Source organism: Pseudomonas sp. CFBP13508 (assembly GCF_005233515.1).
In the GTDB taxonomy this organism is placed as follows: domain Bacteria; phylum Pseudomonadota; class Gammaproteobacteria; order Pseudomonadales; family Pseudomonadaceae; genus Aquipseudomonas; species Aquipseudomonas mercuritolerans.
Map to the genome: position 1 here is coordinate 585,074 of NZ_QFZZ01000004.1, position 17,088 is coordinate 602,161.

Sequence of the window (17,088 nt, forward strand, 5' to 3'; positions counted from 1 at the left end):
ATTACATAATCATCGCTCTTTTGCTGATGGTCTTTGGCGAGATACTGACAATCTACAGTGAGGTCTACGCCTCCAAGCTTCCGGGCAAGGTCTTGGAAACCCCCGGCATGTTCATCAAACCGATGTTCTTGATATGCATAGCCGGGATCAGTTTGGTTCTGGCTTATTGGCTCGGCTATCAAGGTACCGGGAATATCTGGGTGGTAACGGTCGCTTCATTGACGTTGTTGCTGGTGCTGGAGCCTATTGTGATCTACGCCATGCTCCGCGAGTTGCCGCAACGCGGCGCATTGATTGGCTTCATCCTTGGCGCTGCCGGCCTGATTTCAACCGTCGCACTTTAAACAGAAGGAGATCGATGATGTTGACGCAAGAACAGACTAAAACCTGCACCGTTTGCGGTTACGAATACGATCCGGCGACCGGAGATCCGGAAAACGGAATTGCGCCCGGTACGGCCTGGCAAGACGTTCATGAAGACTGGCTATGCCCGGACTGCCAAATGCCCAAAGCAGATTTTGCCTGATTGGCGCGATTAGCCGAGTGGCTCATCTGGCCCGTTGAATCTTTACAGGCAGGCGAAACAGGCCTGTCTGAATCATGCTGGAACCTGCGGCATCAACCCAGGACATCGAGTCACGCAATTACAACGCCGCCGGTGCGGTCACCTCCAGATACAGCGACAACGCCACCACGCCGTCGGTCAGCACGTTGGTCAAACCCTGGGGCGACGGCTGCCTTTACTACGCCTGTGTTCAATGCTTGAGCCAAGGCGACATTGCTGGCTTTACCACTCACCAGTGACGCGATCTATACCGATCGCCAGTAAGCCAATCAGGTTAATACCCAAGAGCCGGGGCTGCACGGCTGAGCCTCAGAATCCTGCGGAAAACTTTACTGCCGCGGCCGCCCGCGTCGGCACATCCAGCGTACGCAACAACGAGGACACATGGATGCGTACCGTGAACGGGGAGATATCCAGTTCACGGGCGATTTCCTTGTTGGTTTTGCCTTGCGCGATCAAACGCAGCACGTCTTGTTGACGCGGCGTCAGCGTTGTCGCAGTTTCCAGCGGCAACAGGCCGGACGGCGCCGACTTCACCAGCACCTCACCATTGCGGATCGCCAGAATCGCCTGGCCGATTTCATCCGGCGCAATGTTCTTGCCGATAAAACCGTCAATGCCCGCCGCCATGACTTCACTGATCAGCGCTTGATCGTCGACCATCGACACCACGATCAGCGTGGTGCGCGGCAATCGTTGGCGCAAGTCGGCGAGCTGGCTGATGCAGGTCAGCCCGGGAAAACGCAGATCGAGCATCAACGTGTCCGGCTCGTTACCCAGCGCCAACAGCCCCAGCACAGCGTCGAAGTCTCCGGCTTCTTCGGTATCCGCACTCGGCAGCAAGCGCTGCACAGTACGCAACATCGCTTCGCGAAACAGTGGGTGATCGTCGGCTATGATGATCCGGCACGTCATGATGCGACCCTCCCTGGGTCAGGCGTGATTCAAGGCCTGCACCTTAGCACTGGACGCGAAGGTTGCCTGTAGGCTGCTTCCGAAACTGCAATTGCTGCACAAGGACGTTTCCCATGAAGTTCGAGAAAAACACCGAACTCGACCAGGCCAACCTGCGCATCATCATCGCCGCCATCGCGGTGGTTTACATGGTCGTACTGGTCTTTTTGCCGGGCCATCGCTTCGAGACCTACCTGCCGGTCATCACCTACATCAGTCTGTTCCTGCTGGCGTCGATCGTGTTTCGGCAAGCCATTGCGCGTTGGCCGGGGCATTACCCGGCGCGGCGGATTTTTGCCATGGTCCACGATTACACCGGTACCTGTTTTGGTCTGGTGATTGGCGGCGAGGCGGCGCTGCCGCTGTATGCGGTGATGGTCTGGGTCAACCTCGGCAACGGCATGCGCTACGGCTCGCGCTATCTGGCGATCGCCACCGGCCTGGCGCTTACGGCGCTGCTGGTGGTCTATCGCCTGACGCCCTATTGGCAGGCGCAGCCGTTCATGGTGTTGATGCTGCTGATCACCAGCACGGTGATCCCGTTTTATGCGCACTTGCTGTTGGAGCGTACGCGCAAGGCGTCCGAAGAAGCGGTGGCGGCGAATCTGGAAAAGTCGCGCTTCCTCGCGCAGGCCAGTCATGACCTGCGTCAGCCGATACATTCGATCGGCTTGTTTACTGCCTGTCTGCGTGAGTCGCGCCTGGGCGAAGACGAGCGCCGGCTGGTGGATAACATCGATCGATCGCTGCTCAACGTCTCGCAGTTGTTCCGGTCGATTCTCGACCTTTACACCCTGGATAACGGTCGGGTCGAGGCGAAAATGCAAACGCTGAACCTCGGCGAATGGCTCGCGGACATAGTCCGCCAACATCAGGAAGCAGCGCGTTGGGCGGGCGTCGAGCTGCGCCTGCGACCGTGCACCTATTGGGTCAGAACCGACCCGGCGCTGCTGGCGACCATGGTGCAGAACGTGCTCTCCAACTGCTTCAAGTACGGCGCCCAGCGTCCGGTGTTGATCGGCGTGCGTAGACGCGGAGCAGGGCTGGCGATCGTCATTTATGATTGCGGCAACGGCATCGCCGAAGAACATCTGCAGAAGGTCTTCGAGGAATTTTATCGCGTGCGGCAAGTGCGCGATAAAGACGTCGAAGGCGTGGGGCTGGGGCTGTCGATCATCAAGCGTCTGAGTGAACTGATCGGTCTGCAAGTGGCGCTGCGTTCAAAGTTGGGGCGCGGCACGGCGGTGACCCTTGGCGGTTTGCCGATCGTAGCGGCACCGCAGTCACTGGTTGTCCGCGGTGAAGCGCGGCAAGCGGGTTTGCTGACGGGGCTGAAAGTGTGCCTGGTGGAGGATGACCGCAACGTGTTGCTGGCAACTTCAGCATTGCTTGAACGCTGGGGCTGTGTGGTGCAGGCCGAGTGGTCTGCTGAAGATCTGCACACCGACTGCGACATCATCGTCGCCGACTATGACCTCGGCACCCACGCTACCGGCATCGAGTGCATCGATGAGGTGCGCAAGCAACGCGGCTGGGCAGTGCCGGCGATGATCATCACCGGGCATGACGTCGAAAAGATCCAGGCTGCCTTGCACGATCGACAGATTGCGATTCTGTCGAAGCCGGTGCGTCCCGCCGAGTTGCGCGCAACTCTGCGCGGGTTGCGCGACCGGCAGCTTTAGCGTCGAAATAATCGAGCTGTCATCGCTTGCAGAGGTAGTCCTGAGTAATGGTGGTTTGCAGGCAATTGAACTTGCCCATGGTGCGGCAGATGTTTTTTTCCGAGCCGGTGATCTCGGCAGTTTTATAGCCCCACGTTTTGCAGCGTTGCTCGGCGATAGTCAGGCCTTGCTCGGCGTTGGTCTGGCCGCTTTCGAATTGGCCCAGTTCATAAGAGACCTGGACGACGCCATCGGTTTTGCTACCGCCGGTGGCTTCCCATTGTTTCGGCGTGGCGCAGCCAGTAAGGAAAAGTGCGCTAAGGGTGAGTGTTGCGATCAGGGATTTCATGAGTGTTTCTTCCTTGGTGTCGTTCTAAATTGCGGGCACAACGATCCCGCGCGCTGCGAACGGGCAACGATGGGAGCGTCTTGAGGGTGCAGGGAATATAGCGCCGAGGGGGCGAAGGGTCGACTAGCACAAATGTACTAGTGCAACGTCGGGCGACTCGAATGAGGCGCCCGCCATTGAGGTATTACACCGGCGCGGTGCTAGATTTTCGCCAGTGCCTGCGCCAGGTCGGCACGCAGGTCTTCGACCCCGACCGAAAGCCGCACACCGCTGCTCTTGACGCTGCTGCTCAATGTCCTCGGCGACGGCGGCGCGACCCTCGACGCGATCGTCAATCACGAAGACCGCACCACCATTCTGTTCTGCGGCTCGAAAAAGAGCGTGGCCACCGGGGAACCGATGGCGCAGGTGTTGTTTGCCGGCAGCACTATCGGCGTGCTGATTTTGACGCTGATGCTGTTCCATCAGATTCAGTTGATGGTCTGCTCGGTACTGGCGCAGTGTTATGCGAAACGGCCGGAGCCGGGTCGGATCTGATGGCGCAGGTTGACCCATAACCCTTTTCAGTTCCGGACAAGATGCCATGCATAGCGGCAGACGGCGAAATCAATCAGATGCCGCGTGCGATGCCTTGAACGAAAGTGGCTTGCAGACCGTTGATCGGCCATTATCCTGCTCGGAAAGTTGTGGCTGCCAGTGCCACTGATATCAAAGGGATCTGGTCGAATGCTGGAAGAAAAAAAGAAGGACGCGATTTTTATTTCTTACGCGTGGGGCGGGCCGCTGGAGCACAAAGAGTGGTTACGCCAGCGCATCATTAAGCCTTTGGACTGGAAATATCGCGTGTTCTGGGATCGGGACAGTATCGGTTTCGGTGAGTCGATCGACAAAACTATTGCCCAAGCGCTGGGGCAACGCCCTGTCAGCGTGTTCTGCATCTGTGACAGCGACTACCTCGTCGCGGCACAACGGGTCAATTCAGGCTTATATCGGGAACTCCAGATGCTGACGCAAATCGCTGACCATGACGGCGTCAGGATAATTCCGGTGATTTTCGATGCTGACAGCGCGGCGGACTTGCCCGAGCCGCTGGCAGGCAGGGCGTATCTGAATATTCACCCGCTGCTTGAACGCGGCCTGGATTTGAGCACCGTATTGCTGGGTGTAGCTGAAGGCGCGACACAGGCACAAGTGAACACTTACATGGCCGGAAGGCTCAGGGCTAATGACCTGCGTCAGCGCGCCGTTCACTATTTTAGCCGACAGAAAATGGAGCTCTGGGGGAATGCACTCACTCATGAGGTGCGGGTATGTCAAGCCGGAAGGCCTCCGCGTTTGCTGCTCCCCGCGCAGTGGATGTGCGACAGCGACGAGTGGGGGTTCATGCTCGATGACGATAATCCCACGTACTGCCCTTCGAAGGGACGCTGGCATTGGGATTATTCCAGCCCGTCCCGGGGCATGCGTGCTCTGGGGACAGCGACCATTTCGGCTTTTTTCCCGGATCGAAAGGCTCCGGACGATCAAGTTATGTTTGCAACGGCAGGTGCTGTTCTAGCCCGAAGCGTATTCGCCATGACCTACAAGACCGAGGCTTTCAATCTCGCACCTGCCGAGTTGATCAATCTCATGATCAATGACGCCGAAGGCTATGCCGCGCTGGAGCACCTGTTGCCCCCAGCTACATAACCTCTCGCCCGCTACTGTACAGGCAGCCCGTGCTGTTGAGTGCTGCTTGCCGGAGGGGCGGATAATGTTGACTGGGCGCTCGTTGCTGCAGGCGGCAAGGGTGAATTTAGGGACACCAATGGATATACGGCAAAAGCGAGGCCGAGAATGCCGACGAAGAACCCGCCGGTGGTGTAGTACTTCTGCTGCCTTTTCTCTTTATCATTTACGGAGAGCAGTTCACGTATTTGGTCGGCTAACGGTTCCATGGACTGCGCAGGGGTCGTCAACTGCTCCCGCAGACGCTCGAGGTGGATTCTGATTTCCTTGGGCATGCCTTCGAAAGGTTCCGTCTCTTTCATCTGTTTGATATAGCTCTCCACCAGATCCCGATGAGATGCCAACTCGGTGTTCCGGCCCGTTAGTATTTCCCTGAGCAGTCGTTGAAGAATCCAGTAGATGCGCTCATTCCTGACCTGACGAGAAGCGGCAATCTGCAAGATTTGCGGCCATGAAGGCTGACTGATTTTGATGGCCAGGATCAAGTCCACTTCAAACTCCTTTTCCCATTTTGATTTGAAATATTCTTCAAGTGCAGACGTCAGGATCCAGGCAAGAAACATGAATGCACAAATGAGGAGGGCGAAAGCTATAGTGATTGCTATCCAGTCTGGCATTAACGTTCCATTTTTTTCATTGCGTAGGTAAAAGTGGTTTAGAGCTCGAAGTAGAGTTGGATCAGCGTTGCCGACCAGCCGAATCTATCACACGGGCACTTGATTCTGCCCGGCAGCAAGGCAAAGCGCCATCGTCTACCCCGCACGGTGAAAAGTGGCTGCTGGTGGAAACAGTGGATGGGAAAGATTTGAGACAGGCAAATTGGGCGTTGGCTGCTATGCAGTCGTCGTTGACAGCCTATCAGCCTAAAAAAGCCTGTGCGATTGGTAGCTTTGTTAGGCTCAAAGATTTAGGTGAAGATGCAGACTGATGCGCAATCGGCTAGCTAGGGACCGTGGGGACGCTCCAAAAAACACACGGTTAGAAAGAACTCCGTGCTGGATCCAGCCCTTACGCCGTGTAAAACAGCCGAGGCCGTACTTTTTCAATTTGGCCCACTACTCTGAGAAGCTCGGTCAACCTTGGAAGCCAGAAATCAGTACTGGCCGCCTAGTCGAACGATAAAGCCCGCCTTGTGCGGGCTTTATCGTTTTTGTAACGTCAGATCGATCGTAGTGCCTGTGCCAGGTCGGCACGCAGGTCTTCAACATCCTCAACCCCCACCGACAACCGCACCAGCCCATCACCAATCCCCAGCTTTGCGCGGGTTTCCGGTGGAATCGTCGCGTGGGTCATGATCGCAGGGTGCTCGATCAGGCTTTCCACACCGCCCAGACTTTCCGCCAATGCGAAGATCTGCACGTTTTCCAGAAACCGCCGTGCGCCGGCCAGGTCGCTGTTCAGATCAACAGAAATCATCCCGCCAAAACCACGCATCTGCCGCTTGGCCAGTGCGTGCTGTGGATGCGAGGGCAGGCCCGGATAGTAGACGCGTTTGACCTGCGGTTGCTGCTCCAGCCACTGCGCCAGGTCCAGGGCGTTGCTGCAATGGCGCTCCATGCGCAGCGCCAGGGTCTTCACCCCGCGCAAGGTCAGGAACGCATCGAACGGCCCGGAAATCGCGCCGACGGCGTTCTGCAGGAAACCGAGTTTTTCCGCCAGTTCGGCGTTCTGCCCGACCACGGCAATGCCGCCGATCACGTCGGAGTGGCCGTTGAGGTACTTGGTGGTCGAGTGCAGGACGATGTCGAAACCCAGCTCCAGCGGGCGCTGGATGTAGGGGCTGGCGAAAGTATTATCGGCGACGCAGATGATCCCGCGCGCACGGCAGATGCGCGCGATCGCGGCCAGATCCGACAGGCTCAGCAGTGGGTTGGTCGGCGTTTCGACCATGACCATGCGCGTGTCGTCCTGCAGCGAGGCTTCGAACGCCGACAGATCGGTCAGGTCGACGAAGCTGAAACGATGCCCGGCGCTGCGCTGACGAACCTTGTCGAACAGGCGGAATGTGCCGCCGTACAGGTCATTGCCGGAAACGATGTGCGAGCCGGCATCGAGCAGTTCCAGCACCGTGGAAATCGCCGCCAGGCCTGAGGCGAAGGCGAAGGCGCGAGTGCCGCCTTCGAGATCGGCGACGCAGCGTTCCAGGGCAAAGCGCGTCGGGTTGTGTGAGCGGCCGTAGTCGAAACCCTTGTGCACACCGGGGCTGTCTTGCAGGTAAGTGGAGTTGGCATAGATCGGCGGCATCAGCGCGCCGGTGGTCGGGTCCGGCTTTTGCCCGGCGTGGATCACCCGCGTGGCGAAGCCTTGGGATTTATCGTCGTGCTGACTCATGCAAGGGATCTCCGTAATTGGTTGAGCATGTCGGTGCGGGTGATCAGGCCATGGAAGCCGGAGGCGTCGGCGATGATCGCGACGAGGCCACGGCTGAGCACCGATTCCAGCTCGGCCAGGCTCGCAGTCGGGGCGAGGGTTTGCAGTTTGTCGGTCATCACACTCGACACCGACTGGCTGAAACGTGCGGCGTCTTCGTGCACGCCGAGGAGGATGTCGGACTCATCGATCACGCCCACCAGTTGCTTGCCTTCGACCAGCACCGGCAGTTGCGAAACGTCCGCCAGGCGCATGCGCTGGAACGCTGTGAGCAGGGTGTCGTCCGGGCCGACGCTGATCACTCGACCATCCTCGAAACGCCGTGCGATCAAGTCGCGCAGGTCGCCATAGCCTTTGCGTTGCAACAGGCCTTGATCGGTCATCCACTGGTCGTTGTAGACCTTCGACAGGTAGCGCGTGCCGGTGTCGCAGACGAAGCTGACCACGCGTTTCGGCTCGGTCTGTTCGCGGCAATAACGTAGCGCGGCGGCGAACAGGGTGCCGGTCGATGATCCGCCGAGAATGCCTTCGGCCTTGAGCAACTGGCGCGCGTGATCGAAGCTTTCTGCATCGCTGATCGAATAGGCGTGGCGCACGCTGGACAGGTCAGTGATCGACGGAATGAAGTCTTCGCCGATACCCTCGACCGCCCACGAGCCGGGCGTCGGCAAGGTGCCGTCGCGGCTGTATTGCGCCATCACCGAGCCGATCGGGTCGGCGAGGACCATTTCCAGATTCGGTTGCACACGTTTGAAGAAACGACTCAATCCGGTCAGGGTTCCGGCCGAACCGACGCCGACGACGATGGCGTCCAGATCATGTTCGGTCTGCGCCCAGATCTCTGGGGCGGTGCTGCATTCATGGGCCAGCGGGTTGGCGGGATTGTTGAATTGGTCGGCGAAAAACGCGCCGGGAATGTCCTTGGCCAAGCGGGCGGCGACGTCCTGGTAATACTCGGGATGGCCCTTGCCGACATCGGAGCGGGTGATGTGCACTTCGGCGCCCATGGCCTTCAAGTGCAGGACCTTCTCGGTGGACATCTTGTCCGGCACCACCAGCACCACACGATAGCCTTTGGCGCGGCCGACCAGCGCCAGACCCAGACCGGTATTGCCGGCAGTGGCCTCGACAATCGTCCCGCCCGGTTGCAGGCGACCGTCACGTTCAGCAGCGTCGATCATCGCCAGACCGATACGGTCCTTGATCGAGCCGCCGGGGTTCTGCGATTCGAGTTTGAGAAACAGCGTGCAGGGTCCGGTATCGAAGCGGGTGACCTGAACCAGCGGAGTATTGCCTATCAGCCCAAGCACGGCAGGGCGTGATTCCTTCGACATTTCTTCACCTCTTTATGGTGTTGATCGCGTTCCGATCGCGGGGAAAAGACTCGCGTGCAAATTAGGCGCAGACATCTTCTCTCGCAACCTTTAATCCTTGGAAAATCCAGCCATTTGGATCTAACGATAGAACGAAAACCGGTTTGTCGCCCTGAGGCGTTCTGATCGTTCCCACGCTCCGCGTAGGAATGCAGGCGGGGACGCCCTGCGTCTCTACGGGCTGAAGATCGCAGCCTTCGGCAGCTCCTACACGGCCGTCTTTACATGAGTAGAACTTGTGATGATCAAGAGTTTATTGAGTTTGTTTCATCAGGCCTCGTTCCTGACAATACCCGCCATCGAATAAGCACCTGGAGTTGTTTGTCATGGCACTGGCCCATTCCCTTGGATTTCCGCGCATCGGCCGCGACCGCGAACTGAAGAAAGCGCAAGAGGCGTTCTGCAAAGGAGAACTCAACGAGGCGGGCCTGCGTGACGTCGGGCGTAAGCTGCGCAAGGCCCATTGGGACTTGCAGAAAAACGCCGGCATAGACTTGCTGCCGGTGGGCGATTTCGCCTGGTACGACCAGGTGCTGACCCACTCGCTGATGTTCGGCGTGATCCCCGAGCGCTTCCGCCCGCATGACGGCAAAGCCACGCTGCAAACCCTGTTCAGCATGGCCCGAGGCAACAGCGGCGACGGCCACGGCCTAGAGATGTCCAAGTGGTTCGATACCGACTATGACTACCGCGCACCGGAATTCAGCGCCGACCAGCAATTCCAGCTCGCTTGGGAGCAGCTGTTCGAAGAAACCGCAGAGGCCCGTGCGCTGGGTCACAACGTCAAACCGGTGATCATTGGCCCGTTGACCTACCTGTGGCTCGGCAAAACCAAAGGCGCCGACTTCGACAAGCTCGATTTGCTTGATCGCCTGCTGCCGCTGTACGGCCAGATCTTCGCCCGACTGGCGGCGTTGGGTGTGGAGTGGGTGCAGATCGATGAGCCGATTCTGGTGCTCGATCTGCCGCAGGACTGGAAGAATGCTTTCGAACGCGCCTACAACCAGATCCAGCGCGATCCGCTGAAAAAACTGCTCGCCACATACTTCGGTGGTCTCGGAGAAAACCTCGGTCTGGCGGCGAACCTGCCGGTCGATGGCCTGCACATCGATCTGGTGCGCGCGGCGGATCAATACCCGACCATTCTGGATCGTCTGCCGGCCTATAAAGTGCTGTCGCTGGGTGTGGTCAACGGTCGTAACGTCTGGCGCTGCGATCTGCAAAACGCGCTGGCGACGCTGCGCCATGCTCATGAGCGCTTGGGTGATCGCTTGTGGGTGGCGCCGTCCTGCTCGTTGCTGCACAGCCCGGAGGAGTTGAGCCGGCAAGACCACCTCGATGCGGAACTGAAAAGCTGGCTGGCGTTCGCCGTACAGAAATGCGAGGAGGTGGCCGTGCTCGCCGGGGCGGTCAGCGAGCCGCAAGCGTTGCGTGCGTAGCGCTTCGCAGGACTGAGCCTGCACAGTTCGCGTTTTACTCGGCACTCACTGCAATACACAAAACCCCTGTGGGAGCGAGCCCGCTCGCGAAAGTGGTGTGTCAGCTACACATGCATCAAGCGAGGAAGCGCAATATCGGCGCACCATCGAACGGGTCCGTCAGATAGTGCGCCCTGACCCCGAAAGTCGTCTGTAAACGCTCCGGCGTCAGCACTCGCAGCGGCTCGCCCAATGCCACCAGACGCCCGCGCTCCAGCACCGCCAGGCGATCACATTTGAGCGCCTGATTGAGATCGTGCAAGGCGATCAGCGTGGTCACCGGCAGTGCGCGCACCACTTGCAGAATGCTCAACTGATGCTGGATATCGAGGTGGTTGGCCGGCTCGTCGAGCAGCAGGATCTGCGGGCGCTGCGCCAGTGCGCGGGCGATGTGCACGCGCTGGCGTTCACCGCCGGAGAGGCTGCGCCAGAGGCGGTTGCGCAGGTGCACGGCGTCGACGTCGACCAGCGCTTGCTCGACGATGGCGTCATCGGCCGGCGACCACGGTTGCAGCGCCGACAACCACGGCGTGCGCCCCAGCGCCACCGCGTCGAACACGCGAATGCCATCGTCGGTATCGGCCTGTTGCTCAACCACTGCGAGTGTCTGCGCGATGCTGCGCCGTGACATCTTGCCCAGCGCCTGACCGTCGAGCTGCACATGGCCCACGCTCGGGTCACGCAGTCCGGCCAGCAATTTGAGCAACGTGGATTTACCCGAACCGTTCGGCCCGACAATGCCCAGGGTCTCGCCGCGCTGAACATCGAGACTGACACCATTGAGCAACTCGGCGCCGCGCACTTTGAAGCCCACACCCGCACAACTCAGAACCGTGTTCATCGCGCCGATCTCCGGCCTACCAGAATCAGCGCGAACACCGGCGCGCCGACCAGTGCGGTGATCACGCCGACCGGAATCACCTGACCCTTTATCAGGGTGCGCGACAGCACATCGGCGGCGATCAGAAACACCGCGCCGCCCAGCGCACTGGCCGGCAGCAGACGCGCATGACCGGTGCCGAGCAACAACCGCGCTGCGTGGGGAATCACCAGCCCGACAAAACCGATCGAGCCGACGATCGATACCATCACCGCCGTTACCAGCGCGGCGCAGCCGATCAACAGAATCTGCACGCGGCGCACGGCAATGCCGAGGGATGCCGCCGAATCCGCGCCAAAGGTGAACGCATCCAGTGCTCGCCGGTGGCACAGACAAACGACCAATCCCAATACAGCCACAGGTACTGCCAGCCACACCGACGGCCAGCGCACGCCGCCGAGATTGCCCAACAGCCAGAACATGATCCCCCGCGCTTGTTCGGAGCTGGCCGAGCGGGTGATCAGAAACGCGGTGAGGGCATTGAACAATTGCGAGCCGGCGATCCCGGCGAGAATGATCTGCCCGGTGCCGCTGGCCGAGCCGCTGACTCGCGCCAACAGAATCACCAGTACGAACGCTGTCACCGCGCCGGCAAAGGCACCGACCGACAATGAAATCGCCCCGGCACCGACGCCGAGGAGGGCGACCATCACCGCGCCGGTCGAGGCGCCTGCAGAAATACCCAGCAGATACGGATCGGCCAACGGATTGCGCAGCAGCGATTGCAGGATCACCCCGCACGTCGCCAGGCCGGCGCCGCAGGCCGCCGCGACCAGCGCGCGGGTCAGGCGATAGTTCCAGACAATGCCTTCGTCGATCGGGTCGAGCACATAACCGGCGCCCCACAGCTTGTTGGCCAGCACCTGCAACACTACGCTCGGCTCGATCGAAGTCTCACCAATGGCCACGCCGCCGATCAGCGCGACCGACAGCGTCAACAGCACCAGCAGCAAACGGATCAGGCGTCTGCTCATGGCAACAGGTCGTAGCCGTTGATCGCGCTGGCCAATTGTTCGAGGCCGTCGAAGGTGCGCAGGCTGGCCTGCATGGCCATGGCGTCAAGGATGATGATGCGGTTGTGCTTGACCGCGTCCATGTTGCGCGTCACCGGATCACTGCGCAGGAAGGCGAGTTTCTTCTGATAGTCGTCCGCCGGGAAACGTCGACGATCCATGCGCGCGATGACCAGGAAAGTCGGGTTGGCCTTGGCGATGGTTTCCCAGCCGACGGTCGGCCATTCTTCATCCGACTCGACCACGTTGCGCACGCCGAGGGTGCTGAGCATGAAATCGGGAACGCCTTTGTGCCCGGCCACGAACGGCTCGATGTCCATCTCGGCGCTGGAGAACCACACCAGGGCGCTGACGTCTTTGCGCTGCTGCTTTTTCGCCGTGGCGATCGACTGCGCGAGGCTGGCTTTGAGCTGCTCATTGAGCTGCTCGCCACGCGCCTGCACATCGAAAATCGCTGCGAGCTGGCTCACGGCTTTGTAGATGCTGTCGATGCGAAACGGCGCCAGCCGCGTGCCGTCCGAGCCGACGAGGTTGTCCTTGGCTTCGCAATCGGAGGGGAGCAGGTAGGTGGGAATCTTCAGTTCATGGAACTGCTCACGAGTGCCGACCGCGCCTTGCGGCCCGACCATCCATTCCAGCTCGACGGCAACCAGCTCCGGGCGTTTGGCGATCACCGCTTCGAAACTCGGCTCGTTGTCGGCGAGGCGCTCGATCCTGTCGTTCTGCGCTTTGTATGTGCCCAGCACGTCGTTGAACCAAAGCGAAGTGCCAACGACCTTGTCGCCCAGACCCAAGGCGTAGAGCATTTCGGTGCCGGCCTGGCCGATGGTCACCGTGCGATCGGGCGCGTGCTGAAAGGTCAGGCTGCTGCCGCAGTTTTCGACGGTCAGCGGATACGCGGTCGGCGCCGCTTGTGCCAGAGCGCAGAAGCTGAGAGCGGTGAGCAGGGTGGCAAGGCGGGGCAGCAGCATGGGGCAGTCTCCAGGAGAACCGTACGGGAGCGGGCGGGTACGGTTGGAAACACACCTCGGGCGCGGTCGTGGAAACTGCGCAAGGCCGGCACGGGGAAAATGCGCACGGCACGATGTCCTTCCCGGACACCCCGCCGGTTAGTCAGTCACTGTGCCGGCAGGTCTCCTGACTGATGCGTCATCGCCACGCTCCGGCCTTCCCGGGGTTCACCCAGTGGCAGTCGAGGAGCAGGCTCGGCACCTACAGTTGCGGGGGCAGTTCCGATTGATGCTGTGCAAGCATTTCGGATTCCCTATTAATTCCGTGTGGAAACCGGCGCGGGCATGGTAGTCGATCAGGCCGCTCAAGGGGAGCCGAATCTGCCTTTGTAGGAGCTGCCGAAGGCTGCGGTCTTTTGATCTGGTCTTTAACGTGCAAGATCAAAAGATCGCAGCCTTCGGCAGCTCCTACACGGGCGCATGTTTCCGTGGAGGAGCGTTTGCAATCCGGGGGTAAGCTTGGCTAATATACGATCTATATACACATCGTATCGGATTCATATATGGGCATCGTAAAGATTTCAGAGGACATGCACGAGAACCTGCGCATCTCCAGCAACGCCCTCAGCCGCTCGATCAACGCGCAGGCCGAGCACTGGATGCGCATCGGCATGCTCGCCGAGCTGCATCCCAACCTCGACCACAGCGCCATTTGCCGCCTGCTGATCCGCGCCGAACAGAGTGGTGGCCTGGATCTGCAACAACTGACTCAGGAAGCCGTCAGCGCATGAAAAACCAGATCAAGATCAATACCCCGGCCGACATCGAAAAATCCCGCGCCGCTGGCAAGCTCGCCGCTGAAGTACTGGCGATGCTGGTGCCGCATGTGAAGGCCGGGGTGACCACCGATGAGCTGGACCGGTTGTGCAACGATTACATCGTCAATGTGCAGAAAGCCGTGCCGGCCAATGTCGGTTATCACGGCTTTCCGAAAACCGTCTGCGCGTCGGTCAACGATGTGGTGTGCCACGGCATTCCATCGGGTACGCCATTGAAGGATGGCGACATCGTTAATCTCGACATCGCCGTGATCAAGGATGGCTGGTTCGGTGATACCAGCCGCATGTACGTCGTGGGTGAGGCGACTCCTGAAGCGCAGCACCTGATCAAGACCACTTACGACGCGATGTGCGCGGGCATTCGCGCAGTGAAACCGGGCGCAACGCTGGGCGATATCGGTTACGCGATCCAGAGCCTGGCGGAGGCGGAGGGCTTCAGCGTGGTGCGCGAGTACTGCGGCCATGGCATCGGCAAGGTCTATCACGACGAACCGCAAATCCTGCATTACGGCTTTCCCAATCAGGGTCTGAAGCTCAAGGCCGGGATGATTTTCACCGTGGAACCGATGCTCAATGCCGGCAAACGCCATGTGAAGAACATGCCGGATGGCTGGACGGTGCTGACCAAGGATGGCTCGTTGTCGGCGCAGTGGGAGCATATGGTCGCGGTGACGGAGAGCGGGTTTGAAGTGCTGACGGCTTGGCCGGATGAGATTGAAGGTTACCGCGCTATTGTCTGATACCTCGTCGTCTGTTTCCCTCACCCTAGCCCTCTCCCAGAGGGAGAGGGGACTGACCGAGGGTGTTCTTTCGAGGTCCGCCGACCTGGCATACCGAGTCGAACTCAGGTTTTGAACAGCACAAAGATCGGCTCCCTTTCCCCTCGCCCCCCGTGGGGGAGAGGGCTGGGGTGAGGGGGGTAGATCCAACTGACTCAGCGCAATCAATGAGCACCGGCAGCCTTGTTCAAATCGCTCTCGGTCCATTCGGTATAAACACAAGCATCCGCCGTCGCCCAGCGCACCCGGACCGGATCGCCAGCCTTGAGTGGCATGCCCGCTGCCGACAGCGCTTTCACCGTCATCGACGTCCCGCCCGCAGTGACCACGCTGCAAGTCTGGCTCTCACCGAGAAACAGCACTTCCACCACCTTCGCCGACACCTCATTCCAGCCCGCCGCCAGCGGCTCATCGAGCGCCTGCTGCGTGCTCAACGCCAAGGCTTTTTCCGGACGCACCATCAGCAGCACATCCTGATCAGTGTGCAACCCGGACGTCAGCCGAATCGACAATGACTGCCCCTCGAAACTCGCTGCCGCATTCCCTTGCGCCTTGAGCTTGAGGAAGTTCGAATTGCCCAGAAACGACGCGACAAACGCATTCGGCGGATTCTGATAAAGGTCATACCCGCTGCCCAAGCCGACAATCTTGCCGTGGCTGAAAATCGCGATGCGTTGCGACAGCCGCATGGCTTCTTCCTGGTCGTGGGTCACGTAAACGATGGTGATGCCCAGGCGCCGGTGCAGTTGGCGCAGTTCATCCTGCAAGTCCTCGCGCAGCTTCTTGTCCAGCGCGCCCAGCGGTTCGTCCATCAGCAGGATGCGTGGCTCGTAAACCAGCGCCCGGGCGATGGCGACACGTTGTTGCTGACCGCCGGACAGTTGCGAAGGGCGGCGATGGGCGAACTGTTCGAGTTGCACCAGCTTCAACATCGCATCGACGCGTTTTTCGCGCTCGGCCGTCGCCAGTTTGCGAATGGCCAGAGGGAAGGCGATGTTGTCGCGCACCGACAGATGCGGGAACAGCGAGTAACGCTGAAAGACCATGCCGATGTCGCGCTTGTGCGGCGGCACGTTGACCAGCGACTGGCCATTGACGAGGATCTCGCCGCTGCTCGGTGTTTCAAATCCGGCGAGCATCGACAGCGTGGTGCTTTTGCCCGAGCCGCTGGAGCCCAGGAATGTGAGGAATTCGCCGTCCTTGATGTCCAGCGAGATATTGTCGACGGCAGCAAAATCGCCGTAATGCTTGTTCAGGTTGCGCAGGCTGACCAGGGGTTTGTCGCTCTGCTGGGATGCGTCTTTGATCACGGCACTCATGTCGTACTCCTGGGCGCTCAGGCGCTGATTTCGTTGCGCCGGCGCAAGGCGGCGGCGATCACCATGACCAATACCGACAGGCCGATCAGCAGCGTCGAAGCGACGGCGATCACCGGGGTCAGGTCCTGGCGCAGGGTGGTCCACATTTTCACGGGAAGGGTTTGCAGAGTCGGGCTGGCCATCATCACGCTGAGCACCACTTCGTCCCACGAAACGAGGAAGGCGAAGAGGGCGCCGGCGACCATCCCCGGACGAATCGCCGGGAACGTCACCTTGAACACCGCTTGCAAGCGCGAGGCACCGCAAATCACCGCCGCGTCTTCAATCGACTGATCGAACAGCTTCAGCGAGTTGATGATCGAGATGATGGTGAACGGCAGCGCGACGATCACGTGGCTGACGACGAAAGCGAACATCGTCCCGGTGTAGCCGAGCTTGAGAAACAGCGCGTACACCGCCACGGCGATGATCACCAGCGGCACGATCATCGGCAGGGTGAACAGGCCGTAGAGCATCTCGCGGCCGGGAAAGCGTCCGCGCACCAGCGCAAACGCGGTCGGCAAACCGAGGGCCACGGCGCAGATCGTGGTCAGCACGGCAACCTTGAGGCTGGCGGCAGCGGCGTTCATCCAGTCGGGGTTGGAGAAAAACTGGCCGTACCATTTCAGCGTCCAGCCCGGTGGCGGGAACACCAGCCACTGCGAGGAGCCGAACGACAGCAGCACGATGAACACGATCGGCAACAGCAGGAACAGACCGATCAGCCCAGTCGTGGCGTAGAGGCCGAAACGCATGCGCCGGCTCATGGCATTTGGGGTCAGGAGCATGTC

The 17,088-nt window shown here is 60.0% G+C and carries 18 protein-coding genes, 2 pseudogenes and 1 riboswitch; of the genes and pseudogenes, 10 read left to right on the top strand and 10 right to left on the bottom strand.

All coding sequences use genetic code 11. The features are described 5' to 3' along the window. Positions 1–5 precede the first annotated feature (5 nt). The 3 genes from PspCFBP13508_RS14925 (at position 6) to PspCFBP13508_RS14935 (ending at position 804) form a co-directional block, all read left to right on the top strand. The gene (locus PspCFBP13508_RS14925) at positions 6–344 is read left to right on the top strand and encodes a hypothetical protein (RefSeq protein WP_137214997.1); all 339 of its coding nucleotides are present in this window, start codon (positions 6–8) and stop codon (positions 342–344) included. 17 nt (positions 345–361) lie between these two features. Further along, complete coding sequence (locus tag PspCFBP13508_RS14930) at positions 362–526, top strand: rubredoxin (protein ID WP_130910057.1); 165 nt, start codon at positions 362–364, stop codon at positions 524–526. A gap of 74 nt (positions 527–600) precedes the next feature. Further along, entirely contained in the window at positions 601–804 is a 204-nt protein-coding gene (locus tag PspCFBP13508_RS14935) for a hypothetical protein (RefSeq protein WP_130910058.1), read from the top strand. 70 nt (positions 805–874) lie between these two features. Here the strand turns inward: PspCFBP13508_RS14935 and PspCFBP13508_RS14940 are convergent, their stop codons facing one another. Beyond that, entirely contained in the window at positions 875–1,480 is a 606-nt protein-coding gene (locus tag PspCFBP13508_RS14940) for a response regulator transcription factor (protein ID WP_137214958.1), read from the bottom strand. Between the two features lie 113 nt (positions 1,481–1,593). Here PspCFBP13508_RS14940 and PspCFBP13508_RS14945 point away from each other — a divergent pair, with 113 nt between their 5' ends. Further along, positions 1,594–3,201 (top strand): hybrid sensor histidine kinase/response regulator, encoded by a 1,608-nt coding sequence (locus PspCFBP13508_RS14945; RefSeq protein WP_137214959.1) that lies wholly within the window; start codon positions 1,594–1,596, stop codon positions 3,199–3,201. Between the two features lie 19 nt (positions 3,202–3,220). Here PspCFBP13508_RS14945 and yecR read toward each other — a convergent pair whose 3' ends face one another. Continuing rightward, the gene (gene yecR, locus PspCFBP13508_RS14950) at positions 3,221–3,529 is read right to left on the bottom strand and encodes a YecR family lipoprotein (protein WP_137214960.1); all 309 of its coding nucleotides are present in this window, start codon (positions 3,527–3,529) and stop codon (positions 3,221–3,223) included. 339 nt (positions 3,530–3,868) lie between these two features. Here yecR and PspCFBP13508_RS14955 point away from each other — a divergent pair. Both PspCFBP13508_RS14955 and PspCFBP13508_RS14960 read left to right on the top strand, forming a co-directional pair. Next, positions 3,869–4,086, top strand: a pseudogene (locus PspCFBP13508_RS14955) (bile acid:sodium symporter); the annotation flags it as partial. A 169-nt stretch (positions 4,087–4,255) separates the two neighbouring features. Continuing rightward, positions 4,256–5,218, top strand: coding sequence for a toll/interleukin-1 receptor domain-containing protein (locus PspCFBP13508_RS14960; RefSeq protein WP_137214961.1), 963 nt, complete (start codon positions 4,256–4,258; stop codon positions 5,216–5,218). Positions 5,219–5,229: 11 nt separating this feature from the next. Here PspCFBP13508_RS14960 and PspCFBP13508_RS14965 read toward each other — a convergent pair whose 3' ends face one another. Continuing rightward, on the bottom strand, positions 5,230–5,874 hold the full coding sequence (locus PspCFBP13508_RS14965; protein ID WP_137214962.1) for a hypothetical protein: 645 nt from the start codon (positions 5,872–5,874) through the stop codon (positions 5,230–5,232). Here PspCFBP13508_RS14965 and PspCFBP13508_RS14970 point away from each other — a divergent pair. Beyond that, a complete protein-coding gene (locus tag PspCFBP13508_RS14970; protein ID WP_137214963.1) occupies positions 5,856–6,185 on the top strand; it encodes a hypothetical protein in 330 nt (109 codons plus the stop codon). The genes PspCFBP13508_RS14965 and PspCFBP13508_RS14970 overlap by 19 nt on opposite strands. A gap of 230 nt (positions 6,186–6,415) precedes the next feature. Here PspCFBP13508_RS14970 and PspCFBP13508_RS14975 read toward each other — a convergent pair whose 3' ends face one another. Then, the gene (locus tag PspCFBP13508_RS14975) at positions 6,416–7,588 is read right to left on the bottom strand and encodes a cystathionine gamma-synthase (protein WP_137214964.1); all 1,173 of its coding nucleotides are present in this window, start codon (positions 7,586–7,588) and stop codon (positions 6,416–6,418) included. Continuing rightward, complete coding sequence (locus tag PspCFBP13508_RS14980; RefSeq protein ID WP_137214965.1) at positions 7,585–8,961, bottom strand: pyridoxal-phosphate dependent enzyme; 1,377 nt, start codon at positions 8,959–8,961, stop codon at positions 7,585–7,587. Before PspCFBP13508_RS14980 ends, PspCFBP13508_RS14975 begins: the two co-directional genes overlap by 4 nt. A gap of 365 nt (positions 8,962–9,326) precedes the next feature. Here PspCFBP13508_RS14980 and PspCFBP13508_RS14985 point away from each other — a divergent pair. Further along, positions 9,327–10,427 (top strand): annotated as a pseudogene (locus PspCFBP13508_RS14985) (5-methyltetrahydropteroyltriglutamate--homocysteine S-methyltransferase); the annotation flags it as partial. Between the two features lie 127 nt (positions 10,428–10,554). Here the strand turns inward: PspCFBP13508_RS14985 and PspCFBP13508_RS14990 are convergent. The 3 genes from PspCFBP13508_RS14990 to PspCFBP13508_RS15000 are packed head-to-tail and all read right to left on the bottom strand — an operon-like array spanning position 10,555 to position 13,342. Next, the gene (locus tag PspCFBP13508_RS14990) at positions 10,555–11,319 is read right to left on the bottom strand and encodes an ABC transporter ATP-binding protein (protein WP_130910638.1); all 765 of its coding nucleotides are present in this window, start codon (positions 11,317–11,319) and stop codon (positions 10,555–10,557) included. Beyond that, a complete protein-coding gene (locus PspCFBP13508_RS14995) occupies positions 11,316–12,332 on the bottom strand; it encodes an iron ABC transporter permease (protein WP_137214966.1) in 1,017 nt (338 codons plus the stop codon). Before PspCFBP13508_RS14995 ends, PspCFBP13508_RS14990 begins: the two co-directional genes overlap by 4 nt. After that, a complete protein-coding gene (locus PspCFBP13508_RS15000) occupies positions 12,329–13,342 on the bottom strand; it encodes an ABC transporter substrate-binding protein (protein ID WP_137214967.1) in 1,014 nt (337 codons plus the stop codon). Before PspCFBP13508_RS15000 ends, PspCFBP13508_RS14995 begins: the two co-directional genes overlap by 4 nt. A 138-nt stretch (positions 13,343–13,480) precedes the next feature. After that, positions 13,481–13,675, bottom strand: a riboswitch (cobalamin riboswitch). A gap of 209 nt (positions 13,676–13,884) precedes the next feature. On the opposite strand from PspCFBP13508_RS15000, the gene PspCFBP13508_RS15010 reads away from it, so the two are divergent. Continuing rightward, positions 13,885–14,112, top strand: coding sequence for a ParD-like family protein (locus tag PspCFBP13508_RS15010; RefSeq protein WP_137214968.1), 228 nt, complete (start codon positions 13,885–13,887; stop codon positions 14,110–14,112). Next, entirely contained in the window at positions 14,109–14,900 is a 792-nt protein-coding gene (gene map, locus PspCFBP13508_RS15015; protein WP_137214969.1) for a type I methionyl aminopeptidase, read from the top strand. The genes PspCFBP13508_RS15010 and map overlap by 4 nt, the downstream gene beginning before the upstream one ends. Before the next feature lie 203 nt (positions 14,901–15,103). On the opposite strand, the gene PspCFBP13508_RS15020 is transcribed toward map, so the two are convergent. Together PspCFBP13508_RS15020 and PspCFBP13508_RS15025 are read right to left on the bottom strand one after the other, a co-directional pair. Further along, the gene (locus PspCFBP13508_RS15020; RefSeq protein ID WP_137214970.1) at positions 15,104–16,258 is read right to left on the bottom strand and encodes an ABC transporter ATP-binding protein; all 1,155 of its coding nucleotides are present in this window, start codon (positions 16,256–16,258) and stop codon (positions 15,104–15,106) included. Positions 16,259–16,275: 17 nt separating this feature from the next. After that, the gene (locus PspCFBP13508_RS15025; RefSeq protein ID WP_007918021.1) at positions 16,276–17,085 is read right to left on the bottom strand and encodes an ABC transporter permease; all 810 of its coding nucleotides are present in this window, start codon (positions 17,083–17,085) and stop codon (positions 16,276–16,278) included. Positions 17,086–17,088: the final 3 nt, after the last annotated feature.